Source organism: Pseudomonas sp. URMO17WK12:I12 (genome assembly GCF_000514395.1).
GTDB classification, from domain to species: domain Bacteria; phylum Pseudomonadota; class Gammaproteobacteria; order Pseudomonadales; family Pseudomonadaceae; genus Aquipseudomonas; species Aquipseudomonas mucoides.
Genome location: NZ_AZVV01000007.1, coordinates 91196 through 114772, shown reverse-complemented (window position 1 = coordinate 114772; position 23577 = coordinate 91196). Strand labels below are relative to the sequence as shown.

Sequence of the window (23577 nt, the reverse complement as noted above, 5' to 3'; positions counted from 1 at the left end):
TGCCCCACTGTCCATTGAACTACGACACCCACGCTGCCTGCTTGCGGTATTACGGCAAGGACGAGTCATGACTTCGCATACCCCATTACCCCATTCTACGGATCAGCTAGCCAGCGCTCGCGTCCCGATTGAACGCTGGCTCGTACCCGGCCTGTTATTGGCGTTTGTGGTTTTTTACCTGCTGCCGCTCGTGACGCACGGGCTATGGATCCCCGACGAAACCCGCTACGGCCAGATCAGTCAGGAGATGCGCCTGAGCGGCAACTGGGTCGCGCCGCACTTCATGGGCATCCGCTACTTCGAAAAGCCTATTGCCGGCTACTGGATGATCGCCATCGGTCAGGCGATCTTTGGCGATAACCTGTTCGGCGTGCGGATTGCTTCGGCCGTGAGTACCGGGCTGAGTGTCTGGCTGACTTACCTGATCGCCCGCCGGCTTTGGAACGATCCGCGCAAAAGCGCGGCCTGCGCATTGCTGTACATGAGTTTCGGGCTGATTGCCGGTCAGGCCGGTTACGCCAACCTTGATCCGCAATTCACGCTCTGGGTCAACTTGAGCCTGGTCGCGCTTTGGTTTGCCATCGACGGCCAAACGTCTCGAAACAAGGTGAGTGCGTGGGCGGTGATGGGTTTTGCCTGTGGCATGGGTTTCATGACCAAAGGCTTTCTCGCCTGGCTGTTACCGGTGTTGATCGCCCTGCCCTACATGATCCGGCAACGGCGCATGGGCGAATTGCTGCGTTACGGTTCGTTAGCCGTGTTGGTCGCTGTCGCGGTGTGCTTGCCATGGGTGCTCGCCATCCAGCATCGGGAGCCGGACTTCTGGAACTTCTTCTTCTGGAATGAACACGTGCGCCGGTTCGCCGCCGATGATGCGCAGCACGCACGACCCTGGTGGTTTTATCTGCCGCTGCTGGTCGCGTCGAGCCTGCCGTGGGCGGCATTGCTGCCCAACACGTTGATCAACGCGTGGAAGCAAAAAGGCCAACCGGCCATCGCGTTCATGCTGTTGTGGCTACTGTTGCCATTGGCGTTTTTCAGCTTGAGCAGCGGCAAACTGCCGACCTACATCATGCCGTGCCTGTTGCCGTTGGCCCTGCTGATCGGGCACACGGTCATGGAGCAGCTGAATCTGGGTCGGGGCCGTTCAATTCGCATCAATGGCGTGGTCAACATCAGCGTGGGCACCGCGGCGTTGATCGCCTTGCTTTATGTCCAGACCACCAAGGAAATCTACCCAAACACCGAGATGTTCAGCCTGTCCCTGGTGTTTATCGTGTTGATCGGCTGGATCATTTCCAACGCCTTGCAAGTCATGCGGCCATTGACGTTTTGGGCGATGCCCGCTGTCGGTATCTGGCTGCTGGTCGCATTAGCGCCGGCCGCCATACCTTCGCAAATCGTCAACAGCAAGATGCCGGATCAGTTTATTGCCGAGCACCTCGATGCATTGGCGCAAACCTCCTCTTTGCTGAGTAACGACCTGGGGGCGGCGTCGGCGTTGTCCTGGCGTTTGAAGCGGCCACAAATCGACCTGTTCAATACCGTTGGCGAGCTGAAATACGGCCTCGCCGACCCGGCCATGGACTCACGCAAAGTCACCAAGGACAGCGTCGGCAAGTGGATGGCCGAGGCACGAAAAAAAGGCGCGGTTGGCGTGGTCATGCGAGTGAACAGTGTTCAGGAAGTGCAGGAGGTCGAGCTGTTGCCTATCGACGGCGTACGCTATGAGCGAGGCAATCTGCAGATCCTGATATTTCCGAAAACCGGCCCTGACAGCGTTTCTGACAAAGTGCCGACTGGAAACCCCTCATGAAATTCTGGACCCGTGACAAGGGCCGGTTGACGCTGCTGCTGGGCGTTACCGCGTTGATTCTGTTGTTGGGGCTAGGCACCCGTGAGTTATGGGGCGCGGAAACACGTTGGGCCAATATCGCGTTGCAGATGCTGCAAAGTGGTGACTATTTCGACCCCTACCTCAAAGGTGGGGCCTATTACGACAAACCGCTGCCCTCCTATTGGTTGATCACGGCTTCCGCCTGGTTGACCGGCGGTTTGAACCACTGGTCATTGCGCCTCTCCTCGGTGATCGCCGCGTGGCTGAGCGTGTGGCTGGTGTACCTGATCGGCGAACAGCTGTTCCGCAAAGGCACCGGTTTGATTGCCGGGTGGATGCTGGCGACCACCTTCTATTTTGTCTTTTGGGCACGGGTGGCCACGGCCGACATCCTCACGGTGTGCGGCGTGCTGGCGGCGGTGTGGTGGTATTGGCGCGGACCGGACGACACCCGCGTCGGTCGTTACCTGGTGTTTTTCCTGCTGCTGTCCCTGACCTCGCTGTTCAAAGGCTTGATCGGTTTCATCCTGCCGGGTTTGTTGCTGCTGCCGCATCTGGTGCAGGAAGGGCGCTGGAAACGCCACCTCAATCTGCGGCTGTGTGCCGCCCTGCTGATTGCCGGCGTTTTCTACATGACCCCGTTCATGCTCTCGCATGTTTACGGTGCCCCGACTTATGGCGAAAGTGGCCTGGGCCTGGTGTTGCGCGAGAACGTCGTCCGGTTTTTCCAGCCGTTCGATAACATCGGCCCGATTTACACCTACCTGCTTTACCTCCCCGTCTACACCTTGCCGTGGGCGCCTTGCTGGCTGTTGGCGTGCTGGGTCGCGTTGCGCAACTGGCGCAGTGTCGAGCCCAATACCCGCTGGCTGCTCTGGGGCCTGGGGTTGCTGATGTTGTTTTTCACTGCCAGTGGCAGTCGACGCAGCTACTACGTGCTGCCGCTTGTGCCCTTCGCGCAACTGCTGGGAGCGTGGTGGATCACCCGACGCATGGCTGAACGCAACGTGGTCGGCACGTTGGTCAGTCGCGGCTTGAAGATCGGCTTCGGAGTGAGTGCCGTCGCATTAATGGCCGTGCTGGGCGTGCTGTATCCCTGGACCAACAGCGGTGGCGGCGTGATGGACTTCGGTGACAGGGTCAAGCTCGAGGCCAGCAAACGGGCTCCCTTGAATCACTGGCGCATGGTGATGATCGACGTCGACAACAAAGTGCCCATGTACCTGCAAACCGGTGGCCCAACGTTTTATTACGTGCAGCAAACCGACGACTTCCCGCGCACCGGCGACACCGCCGCGCTGATGGCCTGGTTGGACCGCACCAGTGGCCAGCACTGGAATCCGCAACTCACCATTGTTGTCGCGCAGTACCGCAACGGCGATGCGCTGCCGCTGAACTACCTGAGTGCCGACCACCAGGTCATCACCACCACGCCCACCAACGGCGAGCGACTGTTTCACGCCCGCGAAGACCAGAGCGTGGCGTTTATTCCGGAGTGATCCACAACGAAAAATTCAAACTCCGGGCCGCGCTTCCCGGCGTGCCTTTGAGAGCGGTACTATCCTTTCGCCACTATTTACACCGCAGCGGCTGCCCGCCGGTTGCTCACAACAAGGTGCGCGAAACGAATTTCTGCCGGGCAAGCCGCTGAGGGCTGCTAATCTGAATGAAAATGACATGTATTAACGGTTTCTTTGACGTTTTTTTCTCATTTTACGTTCTACATTCCCTGCCATTCAAAACATGCAAATGATTCGCATTGATTGGCTAGCGAATCGCCGTGCATGACCACTAAGAAAGAACAGGAGCTGCCCCCGGAATGACGCCCTCTTTCCCTGCGTTTTTCAAAACCGCACTGCTGACCACCGCTCTGATCAGCGCCGGGCACGTGTATGCCGCTGAGACCGACGGCATCGTGGTCTACAACGCTCAACACGAAAGCCTGACCAAAGCCTGGGTCGAGGGTTTCACCAAGGAAACCGGGATCAAAGTCACGGTACGTAACGGCGACGACACCGAGATGGGCAATCAGCTCGTTCAGGAAGGCGCCGCTTCTCCGGCCGACGTGTTCCTGACCGAGAACTCCCCGGCCATGGTGCTGGTGGACAACGCGGGCCTGTTTGCACCGGTCGCGCCGACCACGCTGGAACAAGTCGATGCGGCTTATCGTCCGGCGCATGGCAAATGGGTCGGAATCGCTGCGCGCTCCACGGTATTCGTCTACAACCCGAGCAAATTGCCTGCAGCCGATCTGCCGAAATCGCTGATGGACCTCGCCGGGCCCAACTGGAAAGGCCGTTGGGGCGCCTCGCCTGCCGGTGCCGATTTCCAGGCCATCGTCGCCGCCGTGCTGGAACTCAAGGGCGAAGCCGCCACCCTTGAGTGGCTCAAGGGGATGAAAGCCAACTACACCGCCTATCGTGGCAACAGCGCCGTGCTCAAGGCCGTCAACGCCGGCCAGGTCGACAGCGGTGTGATTTATCACTACTACAGCTTCGGCGATCAGGCCAAGACCGGTGAAAACAGCAAGAACACCGCCCTCTTCTACTTCAAGCATAAAGATCCGGGTGCCTTTGTCAGCGTCTCCGGTGGCGGCGTCCTGGCCTCCAGCAAACACAAAGAAGAAGCACAGGCACTGCTGAAGTGGATCACCGGCAAGGAAGGCCAGAAAGTCCTCGAAACCGGCAAATCGTTCGAATACGCCGTGGGCAAGAACGCACCGTCCAATCCTAAACTGGTGCCTTTGCAGCAGCTCGATGCGCCAGCAGTCGATGCCTCAAAACTCGACAGCAAAAAAGCCGTGGAGTTGATGACTCAGGCGGGACTGCTCTAATTGATTCCTGAAACCCTCCCAGGGGCTATCGCCACGGCGATGCCCTCGAACTTGCGACGACGCTCCCGTGGCGTCTTCACAGGTCGCGGCGGCGTGTGGGTGATCGGTTTGTCCGTACTGATCTCCCTCCTGTCGCTGCTGCCGATTGCCTTCGTCATCGGCGTGTCGATTCAAACGGGCTGGGCGGCCATCGTGCCGCTGGTCTTCCGTCCTCGCGTCGCTGAACTGCTGGTCAACACCGTGTTGCTGGTGGTGATCACCATTCCGTTGTGCGTGATGCTGGGCCTGGCGCTGGCCTGGCTGACAGAGCGCACCAATCTGCCGGGCCGACGCACATGGTCACTGCTGGCCACCGCCCCGCTGGCGGTGCCGGCCTTTGTCCACAGCTATGCGTGGGTGAGCCTGGTGCCACCGATTCACGGGTTGTTTGCCGGCGTGCTGGTCTCGGTCATCGCCTACTTCCCGTTTCTGTACCTGCCGATTGCCGCCACCCTGCGCCGGCTCGATCCAGCCATCGAAGACGTCGGCGAATCGTTGGGACTCAAACCGTGGGCGGTGTTCTTTCGGTTGGTGCTGCCACAGCTGCGCCTGGCCATTTGCGGCGGCGCGTTGTTGGTGGGCCTGCATTTGCTCGCCGAATATGGCCTGTACGCGATGATCCGCTTCGACACCTTCACCACGGCAATTTTCGACCAGTTCAAGTCCACCTTCAACGGCCCTGCCGCCAACATGCTGGCCAGTGTGCTGGCCCTGTGTTGCCTGGCGATGCTCACCGCCGAATCCGCTGCTCGCGGCACGGCGCGTTATGCCCGGGTCGGCTCAGGAAGCGCACGCTCTCAGCGGACTGTACGTCTGGGCTCACGGGATATCGCGCTCGGCCTGCTCCTGCAAGGCATCACCTGCGCACTGGCGCTGGGCGTGCCATTGATCACGCTGGGCAAGTGGCTGATTGCGGGGGGCACGCAAGTCTGGCAACTGGACGATCTGCTGCCGGCGCTGCAACAGACGTTGCTGTTAGGCGCTGCGGGCGCGGCCCTCACTACCTGCGCCGCGATCCCGATTGCCTGGCTGTCGATTCGCGCGCCGGGTCGACTGCAACGGGTGCTGGAAAGCTGCAACTACATCACCAGCTCGTTGCCGGGGATTGTCGTGGCGTTGGCCCTGGTCACGTTCACCATCCACTTTGCCCGGCCGATTTACCAGACCACGATCACCGTGTTGCTGGCGTATCTGCTGATGTTCTTGCCCCGGGCCCTGGTGAGTCTAAGGGCCGGTATTGCCCAGGCACCGGTGGAACTGGAAAACATCGCGCGCAGCCTCGGCCGCTCGCCGGGGCGGGCCTTGTGGCTGATTACCCTGCGCCTGGCCGCGCCGGGGGCCGCCGCTGGCGCTGCGCTGGTGTTTCTGGCGATCACCAACGAACTCACCGCCACCCTGCTGCTGGCGCCCAATGGTACGCGCACCCTGGCCACCGGCTTCTGGGCCATGACCAGCGAAATCGACTATGCCGCCGCTGCACCCTATGCCCTGTTGATGATCCTGCTGTCGCTTCCGCTGACCGGACTTCTTTATCACCAATCCAAACGAACGGCTGGCCGATGAACGCTCTTGAACTGCATGCCATTTCCAAGTCTTACGGCGACCATCAGGCGCTGGAAAACATCAACCTGTCGGTACCCGCTGGCAGTCGGACGGTGATTGTCGGACCGTCCGGTTCAGGCAAGACCACCCTGTTGCGGATGATCGCCGGTTTCGAATTCCCGGACACCGGCCGGCTCTCACTCAACGGCCAGACACTCGTCGACGAGACCCACGAGGTGCCGGCGCATCAGCGTTTGATTGGTTACGTGCCCCAGGACGGCGCCCTGTTCCCGCACATGACCGTGGCCGCCAATATCGGTTTCGGGCTTGCGAGCAAGGGCAGCGAAAAAAACGAGCGTATCGCCGAGCTGATGGACAGCGTGTCTCTGGACGCGAACATGGCCAATCGTTGGCCCCATGAACTCTCCGGCGGCCAGCAACAGCGTGTAGCGCTGGCACGGGCATTGGCGCAACAGCCGCGCCTGATGCTGCTGGACGAGCCGTTTTCCGCCCTCGATACCGGCCTGCGCGGCGCCATGCGCAAAATGGTCGCCCGGCTGCTGTCCGATGCCGGCGTCACCACCATCCTGGTCACCCATGACCAAAGCGAAGCGCTGTCGTTTGCCGATCAACTGGCAGTGATGCGCGACGGTCGGCTGGTGCAATCCGGCCATCCCCTGGATCTTTACCGCTACCCCAACGACGAACAGACCGCGCTGTTTCTCGGGGATGCAGTGGTCATGCCGGCCCGCATCGAAGCCGGCTGGGCCCATTGCGACCTCGGCCGGATACCGGTGAACAACCATCGCAACAACAGCGCGGCGCAGATCATGCTGCGTCCCGAACAACTGCAACTGGTCAGCGCCCAGCCCAGTCCCACCGAGGCTACCGGCTGCCGCGCGGTGGTCACCGACCGGGATTTCAGCGGCAATACCTGCACATTGACCGTCGAGCTGGAAGCCCCGACTGCCGGCGAACTGACAGGACGGTCATTAACGGTTCGCAGCTCAGGCATGTATGCGCCCCCTGCCGGCAGCGCGGTTCACGTCTCGACCATCGGCCATGCCCACGTGTTCAGCGACGTTTGACAGCGATGCGTCAAAGATCAAAGCGATCCACTGCTCGGCGCCGCTCGTTGTCGTCGCGTACATCGTAATTGGCGGTGGTCTGGATGTTGCTGTGATGCGCGAGTTTCTGCGCGATCGATAAATCGTGCTCTTCAATCACGCGGGTGATGAATGAACGGCGAAAATCATGCGGCATGATCTTGACCCCGACTTCGGCACCGCGCTGGCGCGCGATGTAATAGATCGCATGTTTGGTCACGCGCTCACGGGTGATATGGCTGCCACGGCGAATGCGGTTGAACAGAAACGGGTCATCCACCTCGCCTTCCTTGAGCTGTGATCGACGGAACTCGAGCCAGGCTTCCAGCTTGGCGAAGGCCCAGGCCGGCGCGTACTTGATCAATTGCTTGTTGCCCTTGGCCGTCACCCGCAGGCTGCGCTCGGCAAAATCGACCTGCGACAGGTCAAGGTTTACCGATTCGGACTTGCGCATCCCCGAACCGTACAAAATCCCGATGATCGCCGCGTCCCGCAACCCTTGTGGGCGTGGATCGGCGGCACACACCGCCATCAACTCCTGGATCAGCGTGCGCCGCAAGTTGCGCCCTTGCGACAATCGGGTGCCGGCAATGCCTTTGACCGAGCGCATTTTCAGCAGGTGTTCCTGGCTGATCAGGCTCATGCGCCACGCCTCATTCATTACCCCGCGGATCGCGTTCACATACAACGAAGAGGTGTTGGGCGCATAGCCGTCTTCGCGCAACGCCGCGACCAGCGCAATGACATCTTCTGGCTGCAGCTGATGCCAGGGAATTTCCTCGATGTTCATGTCTTCGAAGCCCAACCGGTCGGCGGCATCCTGCAATACATAACGCATGGTCAGCTGACTGGAGGGCGCGAGCCGGGCCAGGTAGACCGTCAACGGGTTGGTCTTTGAAGCAACAGGATGGGTAACAGGTAAGTCAGTCAAACGAAACGGCCTTGAGTTAAAACACTGCAGTAAAACAACTAAGGATTGAAACATTCCTCATCTAAAGCGGAGACTTCCGTAGGACTTTTCTTCTGAAAACCACGATGAACGGCAGGAGTCTGAACAGTGCCTGTATGGCTCTCAGATAAATGATTTGCCGACCGGGTTTTCATGTTCCTTTCACGAAATTGCGCATACCCTCAATGAGTCGCGGCTGTCCCTCACAGGGTCCCAACGTGCCGACTGGAACAGAAAAAGTCAATTGAGGCGATTTGTCAGGCATTTTATGTAACCGATTGAAGCAGCTTCTTTTTTATCGACTACGCTTTTTTTGGATCCAAAAAATCCAGTACCACCGATTGTTCAAATCCAGCCCGAGGTGCCCATGAGTCAGGCGTTTCTCCCCTTTTCCCGCCCAAGTATCGGCGATGAAGAAATTGCAGCCGTCGAGCAAGTATTGCGCTCCGGCTGGATCACCACCGGGCCAAAAAATCAACAATTGGAAGAGCAGTTCGCCAACTATGTCGGATGCCGCCACGCCGTTGCACTTTCCTCGGCCACCGGTGGCATGCACATCACCTTGCTGGCCTTGGGCATCGGGCCGGGCGATGAAGTCATTACCCCGTCCCAGACATGGGTGTCCACCGCCAACATGATCTGCCTGCTGGGCGCGACGCCGGTGTTCGTCGACGTCGACCGCGACACCCTGATGAGCGATCTGGACAGCATCGAGGCCGCCATCACCCCACGTACCAAAGCCATCATTCCGGTGCACTACGCGGGCGCTGCCTACGATCTCGACCCGCTGTATGCGCTGGCTGACAAACACGGCATTCCTGTCATCGAAGACGCCGCCCACGCCGCTGGCACCTTCTACAAAGGTCGTCATGTCGGTTCCAAGGGCACGGCGATCTTCTCGTTTCACGCCATCAAGAACATGACCTGCGCTGAAGGCGCGATGTTTGTCAGCGACGATGAAGCGCTGGCCAATCGGGTGCGCATGCTCAAGTTTCACGGCCTCGGCGTCGACGCCTATGACCGCCTGACTGGCGGCCGCAAACCGCAGGCGCAAGTGATTGAACCGGGTTTCAAATACAACCTGGCCGACATCAATGCTGCCATCGCCCTGGTGCAACTGGAGCGACTTGAAGAAATCAACGCTAAACGCACCCAGCTGGCACAAACGTACTTGCATCGCCTGGAAGGCTGCGCCGTGCAACCGCTGGCGATACCGACTTACCCGCAACAACACGCCTGGCACCTGTTTATCCTGCGCATCGACGCCGAGCGTTGCGGCCTGGACCGTGAAGCGTTCATGAAGGGCTTACAGGAGCAGAACATCGGCACTGGCATCCACTTTATCGCCACCCATTTGCACACGTATTATCGTCAGCGGTTCCCGAACATTTACTTGCCTAACACCGAATGGAATTCGGCCCGGCTGTGTTCGATTCCCTTGTTCCCCGACATGACCTGCGATGATGTCAATCGTGTGGTCGATGCCATTGAAAACGTTATGGACAGATCTCAGTGAAACCTTACCCAATCCGTTGCGTGTCGGTTGTTATCCCGGTCTACAACGAGCAAGACAGTCTGCCCGAGTTGCTGCGGCGTACCGAAGCGGCCTGTGCGCAGCTGCACCATGAATACGAAATAGTGCTGGTGGATGACGGCAGTCGCGACAACTCGGCGCAAATCCTCGAAGAGGCTGCCAGTCGCGAAGGCAGCCCGGTGGTCGCGGTCATTCTCAACCGCAACTATGGTCAGCATGCGGCAATCATGGCCGGTTTCGAACACTGCAAAGGTGATGTCGTCATCACGCTCGATGCCGACCTGCAAAACCCGCCTGAAGAAATTCCGCGACTGGTGGCCCAGGCCGAACTCGGTTATGACGTGGTCGCCACCGTGCGCAACAACCGTCAGGACTCGGCCCTGCGTCGCTGGCCGTCGAAACTGATCAACATGGCCGTGCAGCGCTCGACCGGCGTTGCCATGAGCGATTACGGCTGCATGTTGCGTGCTTATCGCCGGACCATCGTCGACGCGATGCTGGCCTGCCGAGAACGCAGCACCTTCATCCCGATCCTGGCCAACAGTTTTGCCCGGCACACCACGGAAATCCTGGTGATGCACGCCGAGCGCGAACACGGTGAATCCAAGTACAGCCCCATGCGCCTGGTCAATCTGATGTTCGACCTGATCACCTGCATGACCACCACGCCGTTGCGCCTGCTGAGCATCGTCGGTTTCGCCATGGCCGGCCTGGGTGTGCTGTTCGCCATGACCTTGATCTTCTTGCGCCTGGTGTTCGGCGCCGAATGGGCCGGGGACGGTTCGTTCGTGCTGTTCGCCGTGCTCTTCGTCTTCACCGGCGGGCAATTCATCGGCATGGGCCTGCTGGGCGAGTACCTGGGGCGCATGTACAGCGACGTCCGCGCCCGCCCGCGCTTCTTTGTCGAAAAAGTCTTGCGTAGCCAACCCGCCGCACCCGCTCCCGTTGTCACCGTTGACGGCCTCACTTCCACTTCAGATCAGGTTCTCTCATGAGCGCAAAAGCTGTTGTCTTCGCCTACCACGATATTGGCTGTGCCGGTATCGAATCCCTGCTCGCGTCCGGCTTTGAAATTGCCGCCGTGTTCACTCATGCCGATGACCCGAAAGAAAACGCGTTCTACGGTTCCGTTGCGCAATTGTGTGCCCAAAAAGGCATCCCGGTGCATGCCCCTGAAGATGCCAACCATCCGCTGTGGATCGAGCGCATCGCCAAACTCAACCCGGATTACCTCTTCTCGTTCTACTACCGCAACCTGTTGACCGAGCCACTGCTGGCCACCGCCCGCAAAGGCGCCTTCAACCTGCACGGTTCGCTGCTGCCACGCTACCGCGGCCGCGCCCCGGCCAACTGGGTGCTGGTGAACGGTGAAACCGAAACCGGCGTGACCCTGCACCGCATGGTCAAGCGCGCCGATGCCGGCGCGATCATCGCCCAGCAAAAGGTTGCCATTGAACGCAGCGACACCGCGCTGACCCTGCACGGCAAATTGCGTGTGGCCGCGGCCGACCTGTTGCGCGACACCCTGCCTGCCCTGTTGCAAGGCAAAGTCACCGAAACGGCTCAGGACGAGTCCAAAGCCACGGTGTTCGGTCGCCGCACCGCCGCCGACGGCAAACTGTTCTGGAAGAAACCCGCTGAAGAACTGTTCAACCTGGTCCGTGCGGTTACCCAGCCGTACCCGGGCGCGTTCTGCGACGTGGGCGAGCACAAGCTGATTGTCTGGAGTGCCGAAGTGGCCAAGGGCAATGAAGGTCAGGCGCCGGGCCGTGTGATCAGCGTCGATCCACTGCGTATCGCCTGCGGCGAAGACTCGCTGGTGATCACCGCCGGTCAGCGCAATGACAACGGCCTGTACCTGAGCGGCCCGCAACTGGCCAACGAATTGGGCCTGGTCGACGGCTCCGTCCTGCGCGGCGCGGAATCCGGGCGCAAGCCACGTCGCACCCGCGTGCTGATCCTCGGCGTCAACGGCTTCATCGGCAACCACTTGTCCGAGCGCCTGCTGCGCGATGACCAGTACGAAGTTTATGGCCTGGACATCGGTTCGGACGCCATCGACCGCCTGCGCAGCCACCCGAACTTCCACTTCGTCGAAGGCGATATCAGCATTCACTCCGAGTGGATCGAGTATCACATCAAGAAGTGCGACGTGATCCTGCCACTGGTAGCGATTGCCACCCCGATCGAATACACCCGCAACCCGCTGCGCGTGTTCGAACTGGACTTCGAAGAGAACCTGAAGCTGGTTCGCTACTGCGTCAAATACAACAAGCGCGTGATCTTCCCGTCGACTTCCGAAGTCTATGGCATGTGCCAGGACAACAACTTCGACGAAGACACTTCCAACCTCATCGTTGGCCCGATCAACAAGCAACGCTGGATCTACTCGGTCTCCAAACAGTTGCTCGACCGTGTCATCTGGGCCTACGGCCAGAAAGGCCTGAATTTCACCCTGTTCCGCCCTTTCAACTGGATGGGCCCACGTCTGGACCGTCTGGACTCGGCACGTATCGGCAGCTCCCGCGCCATTACCCAGCTGATCCTGAACCTCGTGGAAGGCACGCCGATTCGCCTGTTCGATGGCGGCGAGCAAAAGCGTTGCTTCACTGACATCGCGGACGGCGTAGAAGCCCTGGCGCGGATCATCGACAACGAAAACGACGCCTGCAACGGTCAGATCATCAACATCGGCAACCCTGAGAACGAAGCGAGCATTCGCCAGTTGGGCGAAGAATTGCTGCGCCAATTCGAAGCTCACCCGCTGCGCGACAACTTCCCACCGTTCGCCGGTTTCCGCGACGTAGAAAGCAAAGCCTTCTACGGCACCGGCTACCAGGACGTGTCCCATCGCAAACCAAGCATCGCCAACGCCAAACGTCTGCTGGACTGGACGCCAACCGTGGAGATGAGCGAGACCATCGGCAACACCCTGGATTTCTTCCTGCGTGAAGCCATGCTCGAAATCGCGGACAAGCGCTAATGCAGGCAGGCCTTCGAATCGATGTCGACACCTACCGAGGCACCCGTGAGGGGGTGCCCCGGCTGCTGGAAATCCTCGACGAAGCGCAGGTCAAGGCGACGTTCTTCTTCAGCGTCGGGCCGGACAACATGGGGCGCCACTTGTGGCGCCTGATCCGCCCGCAATTTCTCTGGAAAATGCTCCGTTCCAATGCCGCCGGGTTGTACGGCTGGGACATTTTGCTGGCCGGCACTGCCTGGCCGGGCAAACCGATCGGCCGTGACCTGGGGCATTTGATGCGCCAGGCTCAGGCCGCCGGGCATGAAGTCGGCCTGCACGCCTGGGATCACCATGGCTGGCAGGCCAATGCCGGACGCTGGAGCGACGCGCAACTGATCGAGCAAATCCGCCGGGGCGTCGACACGCTCAGCGACATCCTCGGAAAGAAGGTCGACTGTTCGGCCGCCGCCGGTTGGCGTGCGGACGAGCGCGTGATCGAAGCCAAGCAAGCATTCGGCTTTCGCTACAACAGCGACTGCCGGGGCCAGAGCCTGTTTCAGCCGACGCTGGCAAACGGTAGTTTGGGTGCACCGCAGATACCGGTGGACCTGCCGACCTTCGATGAGGTGGTTGGCCCAACGGTCGCTGCCCAGGACTTCAACGCGTTCATTCTTGACCGTTTTTCCCCCGACAAACTCAACGTCTACACCATTCATGCAGAAGTAGAAGGGATTCTGATGGCCAACGATTTCCGTCAGCTGCTGGCCGATGCGCGCCAGCGTGACATTCATTTCCAGCCCTTGGGCGATCTGCTGCCCGACGCGCCCAACACCTTGCCCACAGGACGTGTCGTACGCGGCACCCTTGAAGGTCGCGAAGGCTGGTTGGGAGTGCAAGGCGCATGAGCAAACGCTGGGCACTCCCCCTGCTGCTGGTCCTTTTCGTCCTGGGTTATCTGCTGCCACTGGGCACCCACGGCTTATGGATCCCGGACGAAACCCGTTACGCACAGATCAGTCAGCACATGCTCCTGAGCGGCGACTGGGTGTCGCCGCATTTCATGAGCGTGCGCTATTTCGAGAAACCGGCGGCGGGTTACTGGATGATCGCCGCCAGCCAGGCGCTGTTCGGTCAGAACCTGTTTGGCGTGCGGTTTGCCTCGGCGCTGAGCATGGGCCTGAGCGTGCTGCTGTGCTTCCTGATCGCCCGCCGATTGTGGAACGATCCGCGCAAGAGTTTTGCCTGCGCGCTGCTGTACATGAGTTTCAGCGTCATCGCGGGTCAGGCCGGTTACGCCAACCTTGATCCGCAATTCACCTTATGGGTCAACCTGAGTCTGGTGGCGTTGTGGTTTGCGCTGGACAGCGACGGCCGCCGGCAAAAAATCATCAGCTGGGCGGTGCTGGGTCTGGCCTGCGGCATGGGCTTCATGACCAAGGGTTTCCTGGCCTGGTTGCTGCCGGTGCTGGTGGCCCTGCCCTACATGATCTGGCAGAAACGCTGGAAAGAACTGCTGACCTACGGGCCTGTGGCGATTGTCGTGGCCATCGCGGTGAGCCTGCCCTGGGTGCTGGCGGTTCATTCGGAAGAGCCCGATTACTGGCGTTTCTTCTTCTGGCACGAACACATTCAGCGCTTTGCCGGTGAGGACGCCCAGCATGAAGAGCCGTTCTGGTTCTACCTGCCGCTACTGGTCGGTTTCAGTCTGCCGTGGGCGGCGTTGTTGCCGTCGGCGCTGAAACAGGCCTGGCAAACCCGACGCCAGTCCAGCATCGGCTTCCTGCTGCTATGGCTGGTGATGCCGCTGGTATTTTTCAGCATCAGCAAAGGCAAACTGCCCAGTTACATCCTGCCGTGCCTGCTGCCCCTGGCCTTGTTGCTGGGTCATACACTGGCTGACCGGCTGAAGCTGGAACAGGGACGGGTGCTAGGGCTCAACGGGTTGCTCAACCTGGTGTTGGGTCTGGTGACCCTGATCGCCTTGGTCTACCTGCAATTGAAAAAGCCGCTGTACGACCATGAACTGCACAACCTGGTGCTGGTGTTCATCGGTTTGATCGGCTGGATCATGGCCAACCTGCTGCAAGCCTTCAGGCCATTGCAATGCTGGGCTGCACCGGCATTCGGCAGTTTGTTGCTGATCGGCTTGATACCCGCCGGACTGCCTAACTCGGTGGTCGCCAACAAGACCCCCGACCAATTCATCCTCCATCACATGGATGAACTGGCGCAGACCGGCAAATTGCTGAGCAACGATCTTGGCGCCGCATCGGCGCTGGCCTGGCGCATGAAGCACCCGGATGTGTCCTTGTACAACTCGGTAGGCGAATTGAAATATGGTCTCGCCTATCCTGACTCGGCACAGCAACTGGTCACTGTCGGCCAGGTTCAGCAGTGGATGCGCGACGCCCGCCGCAGCGGCTCCGTCGGTGTGGTCATGCGGGTCAAGGGTGAGGACGAATTGCAGGAAATCGAATTGTTGCCCAAGGACGGTAAACGCTATGAACAGGGCAACCTGGTGATCCTGATTTTCCCTCAGGAGGCGCCATGAGCCTGCTACTGGTTCTGGTCGCGTGCCTGTTGACGTGCCTGGGTCAGATTGCGCAGAAATACGCCGTGGAGAGCTGGCGCGGCCAGGCTTCGGGATGGGGCGCGAAACTGCGCTCGCCCTGGCTGTGGCTGGCGCTCGCCGCGCTCGGGTCAGGCTTGCTGGTCTGGCTGCTGGTGTTGCAGCGCCTCGAAGTCGGCATCGCCTACCCGATGCTTAGCCTCAATTTCGTATTGGTCACCCTGATCGCCCGCTTCGTCTTCCACGAAACCATTGATCGCCAGCACTGGTTCGGCGTCGCACTGGTGATCGGTGGCGTGGTTCTGCTGGGGCAACACGCATGAGCCTGCGTCGCGGAATCACGTTCGCCCTGGGCAGCGTGGTGCTGGGCAGCGCGGCGCAACTGGGCATGCGCTGGAGCATGACGCGCCTGCCCTCGCCGGAAAACTGGCTGACCGCCAGTTTCGAACCGGTCCCGCTGCTGGTCGTGCTGAGCGCGATCCTGGCCTACGCCCTCTCGATGCTCTGCTGGCTGGCCGCCCTGCGCGACTTGCCGCTGGGCCGGGCCTACTCGCTTTTGAGCATCAGCTACGCGCTGGTGTACGTGCTGGCCGCCAGCCTGCCGCTGTTTCACGAATCGTTCAGCCTTTCCAAGACCGTCGGGGTGGCATTGATCATTCTCGGGGTCATCACAATCAACTCTCGTTCAGTCCGTGCGACCGAACTCCGGGGTGCGTCATGAAAATCAGTGTATTTGGTAGCGGTTATGTGGGCTTGGTCCAGGCAGCTGTCCTGGCTGAAGTTGGCCATGATGTGGTCTGCATGGACATCGACGAGAAAAAAGTCGCGCTGCTGCAACAGGGCCACGTGAGCATTTTCGAACCAGGGCTGGCCAGTCTGGTACGTGAAAGCCTGGAAGCCAGACGACTGCAGTTCACCAGCGACGAAAAGCTGGCCGTCCAGCATGGCGAGGTGCTGTTTATTGCAGTGGGCACGCCGTCCCGGGACGATGGTTCGGCGGACCTGAGCTATGTGATGTCGGTCGGTGATGCCGTGGCGCGGCATCGCGAACAACCGGTGATTCTGGTGGAAAAGTCCACGGTCCCGGTGGGCACCGGCGACGCGTTGCAAGCACATATCGACAAGGCCCTGGTGAAAGCTGGCCGTGTGTTGCAGTTCGATATCGTTTCCAACCCCGAGTTTCTCAAGGAAGGTTCGGCCGTCGCCGACTGCCGGCGCCCGGACCGGATCATCATTGGCTGCGAACGTGACGAAGTGCGCGAAGTAATGCGCGACCTCTATGCACCGTTCAACCGCAACCACGACCGCGTCATGTTCATGGACCTGCGCAGCGCCGAACTGACCAAGTACGCCGCCAACTGCATGCTGGCCACGAAAATCAGCTTCATCAACCAGATTGCCGAACTGGCCGAACACCTGGGCGCCGACATCGAATCGGTGCGTCTGGGCATCGGCGCCGACTCGCGCATCGGTTATCACTTCATTTACCCCGGCTGCGGTTATGGCGGCTCGTGCTTCCCCAAAGACATGCGCGCCCTGATTCACAGCGCCCAGGAAGCGCACTGCTCCAGCGACCTGCTGCAAGCGGTGGAAGCGATCAACGAGCGTCAGAAACACAAACTGTTCGAGCGGATCAACGCGTTCTACCGTGGTGATCTGCGGGGCAAGACCTTTGCCGTCTGGGGCCTGGCGTTCAAGCCCAACACCGATGACATGCGTGATGCGCCGAGCCGGGTCCTGCTGGAATCGCTGTGGGCCGCCGGAGCCAATGTCCGCGCGTATGATCCGGAAGCGATGCAGGAAACCCAAAAACTCTATCCGAATGAATCGAAGCTGATGCTCATGGGGACGCCCGAATCGGTATTGACCGGCGCCGATGCCTTGATCGTCTGCACCGAGTGGCAACAGTTCAAGGCCCCGGATTTCGACCTGATCGAACAACGTCTGAACGCTCCCGTGATCTTCGACGGACGCAACCTGTACGACGCCGAACGCCTTGAGCGCAGCGGTTTCAAATACTTCCCGATGGGCCGTGGCGAGTCACGCAACCTGCCGATCCCGCTTCAGCAATGGCCGGCAGACTCGGTCGTCGCGTGATCACCCTGTCACCCACCCGCCAGCAGTCCCTGGGCATCGGGTTACTGGCACTGATCCTGTTCAGTGCCGGGGTTTATCAGCAGGCGGCCATCGGTTTCGATTCGCGGTTCGTGATGTTTGCCCAGGAAATGCTGCGTAACGGGCCATCGGTGTTCCCCACCACCTATGGCCAGCCTTACGCCGACTACTCCGCCCTTTCGACGCTATTCATCTGGCTGCTGTCCTTGCCATTCGGGCAGGTCAACAGCCTCAGCGCCTGGCTGCCGAGCGCGATGGCGGGTGCGGTGATTGTCACGCTGATGTATCGCTTGCTGGCGTCCTACTCCCGACGCTGGGCGCTGCTCAGCATTGCCTTGATGCTGATGACCAGTACGTTCATCACCGAAGCTCGCGCGGTGTCCCAGGACCTGATACTCGCGGCGGTCGCGTTTTCGGTGTTTTACCTGGGGTATGCCGCCGACCACTTCGCAGCACAACGCCGCTGGTGGCTGATATTTGCCCTGTTGGTCCTCGGCTTCGGGGTGCGCGGACCGATCGGGCTGGTGGTGCCCACAGGCATTCTGTGCAGCTACTTTTTGCTCAATCGCCAATGGCGGCATTTGTTCGGCTTCGGCCTGACCGCCGCCGTGTTGTTGGCCGTGAGCATCGGCACATTGTTGTGGCTGGCCGACACCGAAGGCGGCCCGGCCTTCATGCAAGACGTGGTGCGCATGCAGTTCATGGGGCGCATGGACGGCAGCGAAGGCGCCAGCGGAGCGCTGTATTATTTCACCAGTTCGATGGGCAACTATGCGCTCGCCTATCCGCTGGCCTGGCTTGCGTTGGCGGCGATTGCGCTGACCCGACCGCGCCAGGCAGGCCCGGCATGGCGCCTGTTGCAGTACTGCATGGCGGCCGGGTTGATTGTGATGATCGGGTTGTCGATCCCGCAGGCGAAAAAGGCCCGTTATCTACTGCCGATGTTGCCGATGGCGGCGATTATTGCGGCGTATCCGTTTCAGGTCGCGCAAGGGCGGTTGTTTGCCGCGTTGCGCGGTTTGATGCAGGGGTTATGGTTGCTGATCCCGATACTCATGATCGTTGGATTGGTGGTCGCTCAGCGCCGGTTTCCCGAGCAACTGACGTCGATCCGCTCGATCGTGATCCTGCTCGGCGTGTTGCAGGCCATCGCCCTTGCCACGCTGTTCAAGCCCCGTTGGCGCGCAGAGACGCTGGCTTTTTGCGCGGTGCTGGCGGTGTGGTCGGTGTACATGAGCGTGTTCGAACCGGTTGAGCGTCGGCTCTATGACACCCGCACATTCAGCCTTGCCGTCTATGAGCAGGTTAAAAAAGCGCCGGCGCCATTGGTGCTGCACAGCATGGGCAAAGATGCCAAGGCGATCAAATTCATGGTCAATATCCCGCATGACTTGCAGCCGCTGTTTACCGACTCGATCCCGGAACTGCAAAGTCTCTCCGGACCCGCGTGGTTGATGATGGACCTGAACGCCTACAACGCCTTGCAAGGCACTGCGCTGGGTAACTTGCAACCGGTGTTGAGCGGGCGATTCGACAAGAATGATTTCGTGCTGCTGCATAAACAAACCCCGTAGAACGGCGCACAGAAAGTTGCTGTTAGCGGCCCCTGCTTGTTTCACGCAGGTGCCTTCAAATCGACCCCCAACGCCTGCGCAAACGCCTTGACCAGCGGACTGCGCACGGTGTTGTGGCGCAGGATCAGATTGAACGGCGTGACGATGTTGATCAGGTCCGGGCGCACCGCGCGAAACTGTCCCTGAGCCACCATCGTCGCTGCATAATGCTGCGGCAGAAAACCGACAAAACGACCGGTCTTGATCAACAGCGCCACGGCTTCCACCTGGGTGGCGGACGCCGAGAAACTGTCATAGTGAGCAAAGTTCAGCTTGTCCCGATGAATCGCGTAGCGATGGTTGATGCACTCATGGTGCCTGAGCACATCACTGCCCATTTCGGCGTCCGGCGTCGAAAACAGCGGGTGACCGACAGCGCAATAAACTTCCGAGCGTTCTTCATACAGCGCGTAATAATCAAACTCCTCTCTTTTCTGGTACACCGGCACGATCCCCGCCACTAATCGCCCCTCTACTACGCCCCTTTCCACTTCATCCAGTTGAGACGACTGAAGTTGAAACCTTATTTTCGGCGACTCTTCATTAATTCGTCTAAGCGCTGCAACTAACGGTGAATTAGCATCGGAAATCGTATTGTCGATAACGCCCACCCCCAGATCGCCGATAAGTTCGTTTTGCGCTGAACTAAGGCGATCTCGAAAGTTATCGACCGAGGCAAACAAATCAATCGATGCCTGATACACCAATCGCCCTTCTTCGGTCAGGTGAAAGCCTTCTCGACCCCGGGTACACAAGCGCATGCCAATGCGGATTTCCAGGTCAGATATCTGTTTGCTGATCGCCGCCAGCCCCACATTCAGCTCATTTTGCGCCGCACTAAAGCCCCCGGCCTCGACCACGGCCTTGAATACCTTGAGCAATTTGAAGTCCAGCCCACTGAGGGCCAGCGGTGCCCGTTGCAGCGGTTTTGGCGGCGGGTTTCCGGAATTGGAAAGTGGGGTTTCCATAATGCTTATTTACCTCTGGCGCCGTATTCAACAACCTGTGTCCAACAACAAAAATAGTGCCGGTAAATAATAATGACCACAGAAAACCAGGCTTGGCAACTGCCAATAAATTCCGTACTTCAGTGCCAACTCACTGATGTTCAACGACTAAAAGCTGACACTTCGATCAGCTCTCGTGACTTCGCAACTGCGCTTATCCCCTGCCCTTGAATTTGATTAGGCCGAACCTCGCCCGAATGATTTTCGACGCGTGTTCCAGGCCCGGCATACCGATTTCAGTTCGCTTTACCGACGAGGAAAACAACAATGTCTCAAACCACCGACCGTCTCTGGGGTGCCCGCTTCAAAAGCGGCCCATCCGAAGCCCTGGCGGCCCTGTCCCGTTGCCCCGAGCGCTACTTTCGCCTCACCCCGTACGACCTCGCCGGTTCCAAGGCACATGCCCGTGAACTGCAGCGTGCCGGGCTGCTGACCGAGCAAGAAACCCTGACCATGCTCGATGCGCTGGAGCGCATCGGTGACGACTTCCGCGCCGGCAGCATCGCCCCGACGCTGGACGACGAAGACGTCCACACCTTCATCGAACGCCTGCTGACCGAACGCCTCGGCGCCTTGGGCGGCAAGCTGCGTGCCGGCCGCTCGCGCAACGACCAGACCGCCAACGACCTGCGCCTGTTTCTGCGTGATCACGTCCGCACCCTGGCCGTCGAAGTGCTGGCCCTGCAACAGGCCCTGGTCGATCAGGCCGAGCAACACATCGAAAGCATCTGCCCGGGCTTCACCCACTTGCAGCAGGCGCAACCCATTGTCTTCGCGCACCACTTGCTGGCTCACTCGCAATCGATGCTGCGTGACGTGCAACGCCTGGTGGATTGGGACATACGCACCTCACTGTCGCCACTCGGCGCTGCGGCCATGGCCGGTTCCGCCATTGCTCGCCTGCCGCAACAGTCGGCCAAGGAAATGGGCTACAGCGGCGTCTGCGAAAACTCCATCGACGCCGTCGCCAGCCGCGATCACGTCGCCGAATTCCTGTTTATTGCGAGCATGCTCGGCATCAACATTTCCCGCCTCGCCGAAGAATTTTGCCTGTGGTCGTCGCGGCAATTTCGCTGGGTTGCGCTGGACGATGCCTACGCCACCGGCAGCTCGATCATGCCGCAGAAGAAAAACCCGGACATCGCCGAACTGGCCCGGGGCAAGGCGGGTCGCCTGATCGGTAACCTGACCGGTTTGCTCTCCACGCTGAAATCCCTGCCGCTGTCGTACAACCGCGACTTGAGCGAAGACAAGAACGGCGTGCTCGACAGCGTCGACACCTTGCTGCTGGTACTGCCGGCCATGGCCGGGATGGTCGCAACCATGAAGGTCAACGTCGAAGAACTGCGTCGTCAGGCGCCACTGGGCTTCACCCTCGCCACCGAAGTCGCTGACTGGCTGGCCATGCGCGGCGTGCCGTTCAAGGAAGCGCATGAGATTACCGGTGCGCTGGTCCAGGCCTGCGAGAAACATGACCTCGAATTGTGGGAAGCCTCGCCGGCATTGCTGGCCGAAATCGACCCGCGCCTGACGCCTGAAGTGCGTGACAGTTTGACCCTGGAAGCCGCCATCGCCGCCCGCAGTGGCTGGGGCGGCACCGCACCGCAACAGGTGCGCGAGCAGATCGGCCGCCTGAAAACCGCCCTCGCCGCGCAACAGCAGTGGACCGAGGACTATCAGGGTTTCCGCCTCTGAGGCAAGACACAAAAACCTGTGGGAGCGGGCTTGCCCGCTTCCACAGGGATCAAGTTGGACCTGTGATACCAGTGTACGGAGAAACAACATGAGCCAGACCCAGGCAGAACGACTCCAGTCGGAGCGCAAACTGGCGGAAAACCAGTTCGACATCACGCAATACCAGCATGTGCCACGGCGTTATTACGGGCGGATTTTCTTCGCCACCCTCATCGTCGTCGCCATTCTCGGTCTGGTGCGGGCCTTCGCCGAAGGCAAGATCGAATGGTCGTACATCGGCCAGTTCCTGACCTCCCAGGCGATCATGTGGGGCTTGCTCAACACCGTCGTCATGGCCGTGCTGGCGATGGCGCTGGGCATTATTTTCGGGGTGATCACCGCGATCATGCGCATGTCGGCCAACCCGATCCTGCGCTACGTGGCCGTGACCTACACCTGGCTGTTTCGCGGTACGCCACTGATCCTGCAACTGCTGTTGTGGTTCAACCTCGCATTGATTTTCCCCACCATCGGCATCCCCGGCCTGTTCGAAATGGACACTGTGAGCCTGATGACGCCGTTCGTGGCCGCCCTGCTCGGCTTGAGCATCAACCAGGGCGCCTACACCGCCGAAGTGGTGCGCGCCGGGTTGCTGTCGGTGGACACCGGCCAGTACGAGGCCGCCAAGTCGATCGGCATGCCGCGCCTGCAAGCGCTGCGCCGCATCATTCTGCCGCAGGCCATGCGGATCATCATTCCGCCGGTCGGTAACGAATTCATCGGCATGGTCAAAATGACCTCGCTGGCGAGCGTTATCCAGTACTCGGAACTGCTCTACAACGCCCAGAACATCTACTACGCCAACGCTCGCGTGATGGAGCTGCTGATCGTCGCCGGTATCTGGTACCTGGCCACGGTCACCGTGCTGTCCTTTGGTCAAAGCCGCCTGGAGCGTCGTTTCGCTCGCGGCGCCGGCAAGCGTTCTTGAGGAGCCCCACATGAGAAGCATCGTCAAGGCCGTGAGCCTGAACAAATATTACGACCAGTACCACGCGCTCAAGGACATCAACATCGAAGTCGAGCAAGGCGAAGTGCTGTGCATCATCGGCCCGTCCGGCTCCGGCAAAAGCACCTTGCTGCGCTGCGTCAACCAGCTGGAAAAGATCGACAAGGGCGGCCTGTGGGTCGACGGCGAACTGGTGGGTTACCGCGTCGTCGGCAACAAACTGCACGAGCTCAACGAGTCGCAGATCGCCCGTCAACGCCTGTCCACCGGCATGGTGTTCCAGCGTTTCAACCTGTTCCCGCACATGACGGTGCTGCAAAACATCATCGAAGGGCCGTGCCAGGTGCTCAAGCGTTCGCCCAAGGAGGCGCACGAAGAAGCCGTGGAACTGCTCGCTCGCGTCGGCCTGGCCGACAAGCGCAACAGCTACCCGATCGAGCTGTCGGGTGGTCAGCAACAACGCGTGGCCATTGCCCGCGCCCTGGCCATGCGGCCCAAGCTGATGCTGTTCGATGAACCCACTTCGGCACTCGACCCGGAACTGGTCGGTGAGGTGCTGTCGGTGATGCGCGATCTGGCGCAAACCGGCATGACCATGATCGTCGTCACCCATGAACTGGGCTTCGCTCGCGAGGTTTCCAACCGCATGGTGTTCATGGACGGCGGGCAGATCGTGGAGGCAGGAAGCCCCGAAGAAATTCTAATAAGTCCGCAAAACCCGCGCACCCAAAGCTTCATTTCTGCCGTTCGAACCTAAGCGCTGTTTGGCGCTCACAACACTCATAAGAGAA

Annotated in this window: 19 protein-coding genes; 17 read left to right on the top strand and 2 right to left on the bottom strand. The window is 60.1% G+C overall.

Annotated elements, in window-relative coordinates; translation table 11 throughout:
* Positions 1-67 precede the first annotated feature (67 nt).
* The 5 genes from arnT (D882_RS01000000130950) (at position 68) to D882_RS0109800 (ending at position 7339) form a co-directional block, all read left to right on the top strand.
* Positions 68-1816 (top strand): lipid IV(A) 4-amino-4-deoxy-L-arabinosyltransferase, encoded by a 1749-nt coding sequence (gene arnT / locus D882_RS01000000130950; protein WP_050590165.1) that lies wholly within the window; start codon positions 68-70, stop codon positions 1814-1816.
* Complete coding sequence (locus D882_RS0109815; protein WP_027923071.1) at positions 1813-3336, top strand: glycosyltransferase family 39 protein; 1524 nt, start codon at positions 1813-1815, stop codon at positions 3334-3336. The genes arnT (D882_RS01000000130950) and D882_RS0109815 overlap by 4 nt, the downstream gene beginning before the upstream one ends.
* Positions 3337-3656: 320 nt before the next feature.
* Positions 3657-4670 carry an iron ABC transporter substrate-binding protein gene (locus D882_RS0109810; RefSeq protein ID WP_027923070.1) on the top strand — a complete coding sequence of 338 codons (1014 nt, stop codon included), beginning with the start codon at positions 3657-3659 and terminating at the stop codon, positions 4668-4670.
* A gap of 3 nt (positions 4671-4673) precedes the next feature.
* A complete protein-coding gene (locus D882_RS0109805) occupies positions 4674-6272 on the top strand; it encodes an iron ABC transporter permease (protein ID WP_027923069.1) in 1599 nt (532 codons plus the stop codon).
* Positions 6269-7339 carry an ABC transporter ATP-binding protein gene (locus D882_RS0109800; RefSeq protein ID WP_027923068.1) on the top strand — a complete coding sequence of 357 codons (1071 nt, stop codon included), beginning with the start codon at positions 6269-6271 and terminating at the stop codon, positions 7337-7339. Before D882_RS0109805 ends, D882_RS0109800 begins: the two co-directional genes overlap by 4 nt.
* Before the next feature lie 10 nt (positions 7340-7349).
* Here D882_RS0109800 and xerC read toward each other — a convergent pair whose 3' ends face one another.
* Positions 7350-8288, bottom strand: a complete 939-nt coding sequence (gene xerC, locus D882_RS0109795) for a tyrosine-type recombinase/integrase (RefSeq protein ID WP_050590164.1) — start codon at positions 8286-8288, stop codon at positions 7350-7352.
* Positions 8289-8673: 385 nt separating this feature from the next.
* Between xerC and arnB the strand changes: the two genes are divergently transcribed.
* Genes arnB through D882_RS0109750 form a run of 9 tightly spaced genes read left to right on the top strand, consistent with a single transcriptional unit; the run spans position 8674 to position 19060 of the window.
* Positions 8674-9822 (top strand): UDP-4-amino-4-deoxy-L-arabinose aminotransferase, encoded by a 1149-nt coding sequence (gene arnB / locus D882_RS0109790; protein WP_027923066.1) that lies wholly within the window; start codon positions 8674-8676, stop codon positions 9820-9822.
* Positions 9819-10835 (top strand): undecaprenyl-phosphate 4-deoxy-4-formamido-L-arabinose transferase, encoded by a 1017-nt coding sequence (arnC, locus tag D882_RS0109785; protein ID WP_027923065.1) that lies wholly within the window; start codon positions 9819-9821, stop codon positions 10833-10835. The genes arnB and arnC overlap by 4 nt, the downstream gene beginning before the upstream one ends.
* Positions 10832-12823, top strand: coding sequence for a bifunctional UDP-4-amino-4-deoxy-L-arabinose formyltransferase/UDP-glucuronic acid oxidase ArnA (gene arnA, locus D882_RS0109780; protein WP_027923064.1), 1992 nt, complete (start codon positions 10832-10834; stop codon positions 12821-12823). The genes arnC and arnA overlap by 4 nt, the downstream gene beginning before the upstream one ends.
* Positions 12823-13707 (top strand): 4-deoxy-4-formamido-L-arabinose-phosphoundecaprenol deformylase, encoded by an 885-nt coding sequence (gene arnD, locus D882_RS0109775; RefSeq protein WP_027923063.1) that lies wholly within the window; start codon positions 12823-12825, stop codon positions 13705-13707. The genes arnA and arnD overlap by 1 nt, the downstream gene beginning before the upstream one ends.
* Positions 13704-15353 (top strand): lipid IV(A) 4-amino-4-deoxy-L-arabinosyltransferase, encoded by a 1650-nt coding sequence (arnT, locus tag D882_RS0109770; protein ID WP_027923062.1) that lies wholly within the window; start codon positions 13704-13706, stop codon positions 15351-15353. The genes arnD and arnT (D882_RS0109770) overlap by 4 nt, the downstream gene beginning before the upstream one ends.
* Positions 15350-15694 carry a 4-amino-4-deoxy-L-arabinose-phosphoundecaprenol flippase subunit ArnE gene (gene arnE / locus D882_RS0109765; protein ID WP_027923061.1) on the top strand — a complete coding sequence of 115 codons (345 nt, stop codon included), beginning with the start codon at positions 15350-15352 and terminating at the stop codon, positions 15692-15694. Before arnT (D882_RS0109770) ends, arnE begins: the two co-directional genes overlap by 4 nt.
* A complete protein-coding gene (gene arnF / locus D882_RS0109760; RefSeq protein ID WP_027923060.1) occupies positions 15691-16092 on the top strand; it encodes a 4-amino-4-deoxy-L-arabinose-phosphoundecaprenol flippase subunit ArnF in 402 nt (133 codons plus the stop codon). The genes arnE and arnF overlap by 4 nt, the downstream gene beginning before the upstream one ends.
* A complete protein-coding gene (locus D882_RS0109755; RefSeq protein WP_027923059.1) occupies positions 16089-17468 on the top strand; it encodes a UDP-glucose/GDP-mannose dehydrogenase family protein in 1380 nt (459 codons plus the stop codon). Before arnF ends, D882_RS0109755 begins: the two co-directional genes overlap by 4 nt.
* Positions 17441-19060 carry a glycosyltransferase family 39 protein gene (locus D882_RS0109750; protein WP_027923058.1) on the top strand — a complete coding sequence of 540 codons (1620 nt, stop codon included), beginning with the start codon at positions 17441-17443 and terminating at the stop codon, positions 19058-19060. The genes D882_RS0109755 and D882_RS0109750 overlap by 28 nt, the downstream gene beginning before the upstream one ends.
* Before the next feature lie 41 nt (positions 19061-19101).
* Here the strand turns inward: D882_RS0109750 and D882_RS0109745 are convergent, their stop codons facing one another.
* The gene (locus D882_RS0109745) at positions 19102-20067 is read right to left on the bottom strand and encodes a LysR family transcriptional regulator (RefSeq protein WP_027923057.1); all 966 of its coding nucleotides are present in this window, start codon (positions 20065-20067) and stop codon (positions 19102-19104) included.
* A gap of 306 nt (positions 20068-20373) precedes the next feature.
* Here D882_RS0109745 and argH point away from each other — a divergent pair, with 306 nt between their 5' ends.
* From argH to D882_RS0109730, 3 genes are all read left to right on the top strand, one after another.
* Positions 20374-21801: an argininosuccinate lyase gene (gene argH, locus D882_RS0109740; RefSeq protein WP_027923056.1), complete on the top strand. Its 1428-nt coding sequence runs from the start codon at positions 20374-20376 to the stop codon at positions 21799-21801.
* A gap of 88 nt (positions 21802-21889) precedes the next feature.
* The gene (locus D882_RS0109735; protein ID WP_027923055.1) at positions 21890-22768 is read left to right on the top strand and encodes an amino acid ABC transporter permease; all 879 of its coding nucleotides are present in this window, start codon (positions 21890-21892) and stop codon (positions 22766-22768) included.
* 10 nt (positions 22769-22778) lie between these two features.
* Positions 22779-23543: an amino acid ABC transporter ATP-binding protein gene (locus D882_RS0109730; protein ID WP_027923054.1), complete on the top strand. Its 765-nt coding sequence runs from the start codon at positions 22779-22781 to the stop codon at positions 23541-23543.
* Positions 23544-23577: the final 34 nt, after the last annotated feature.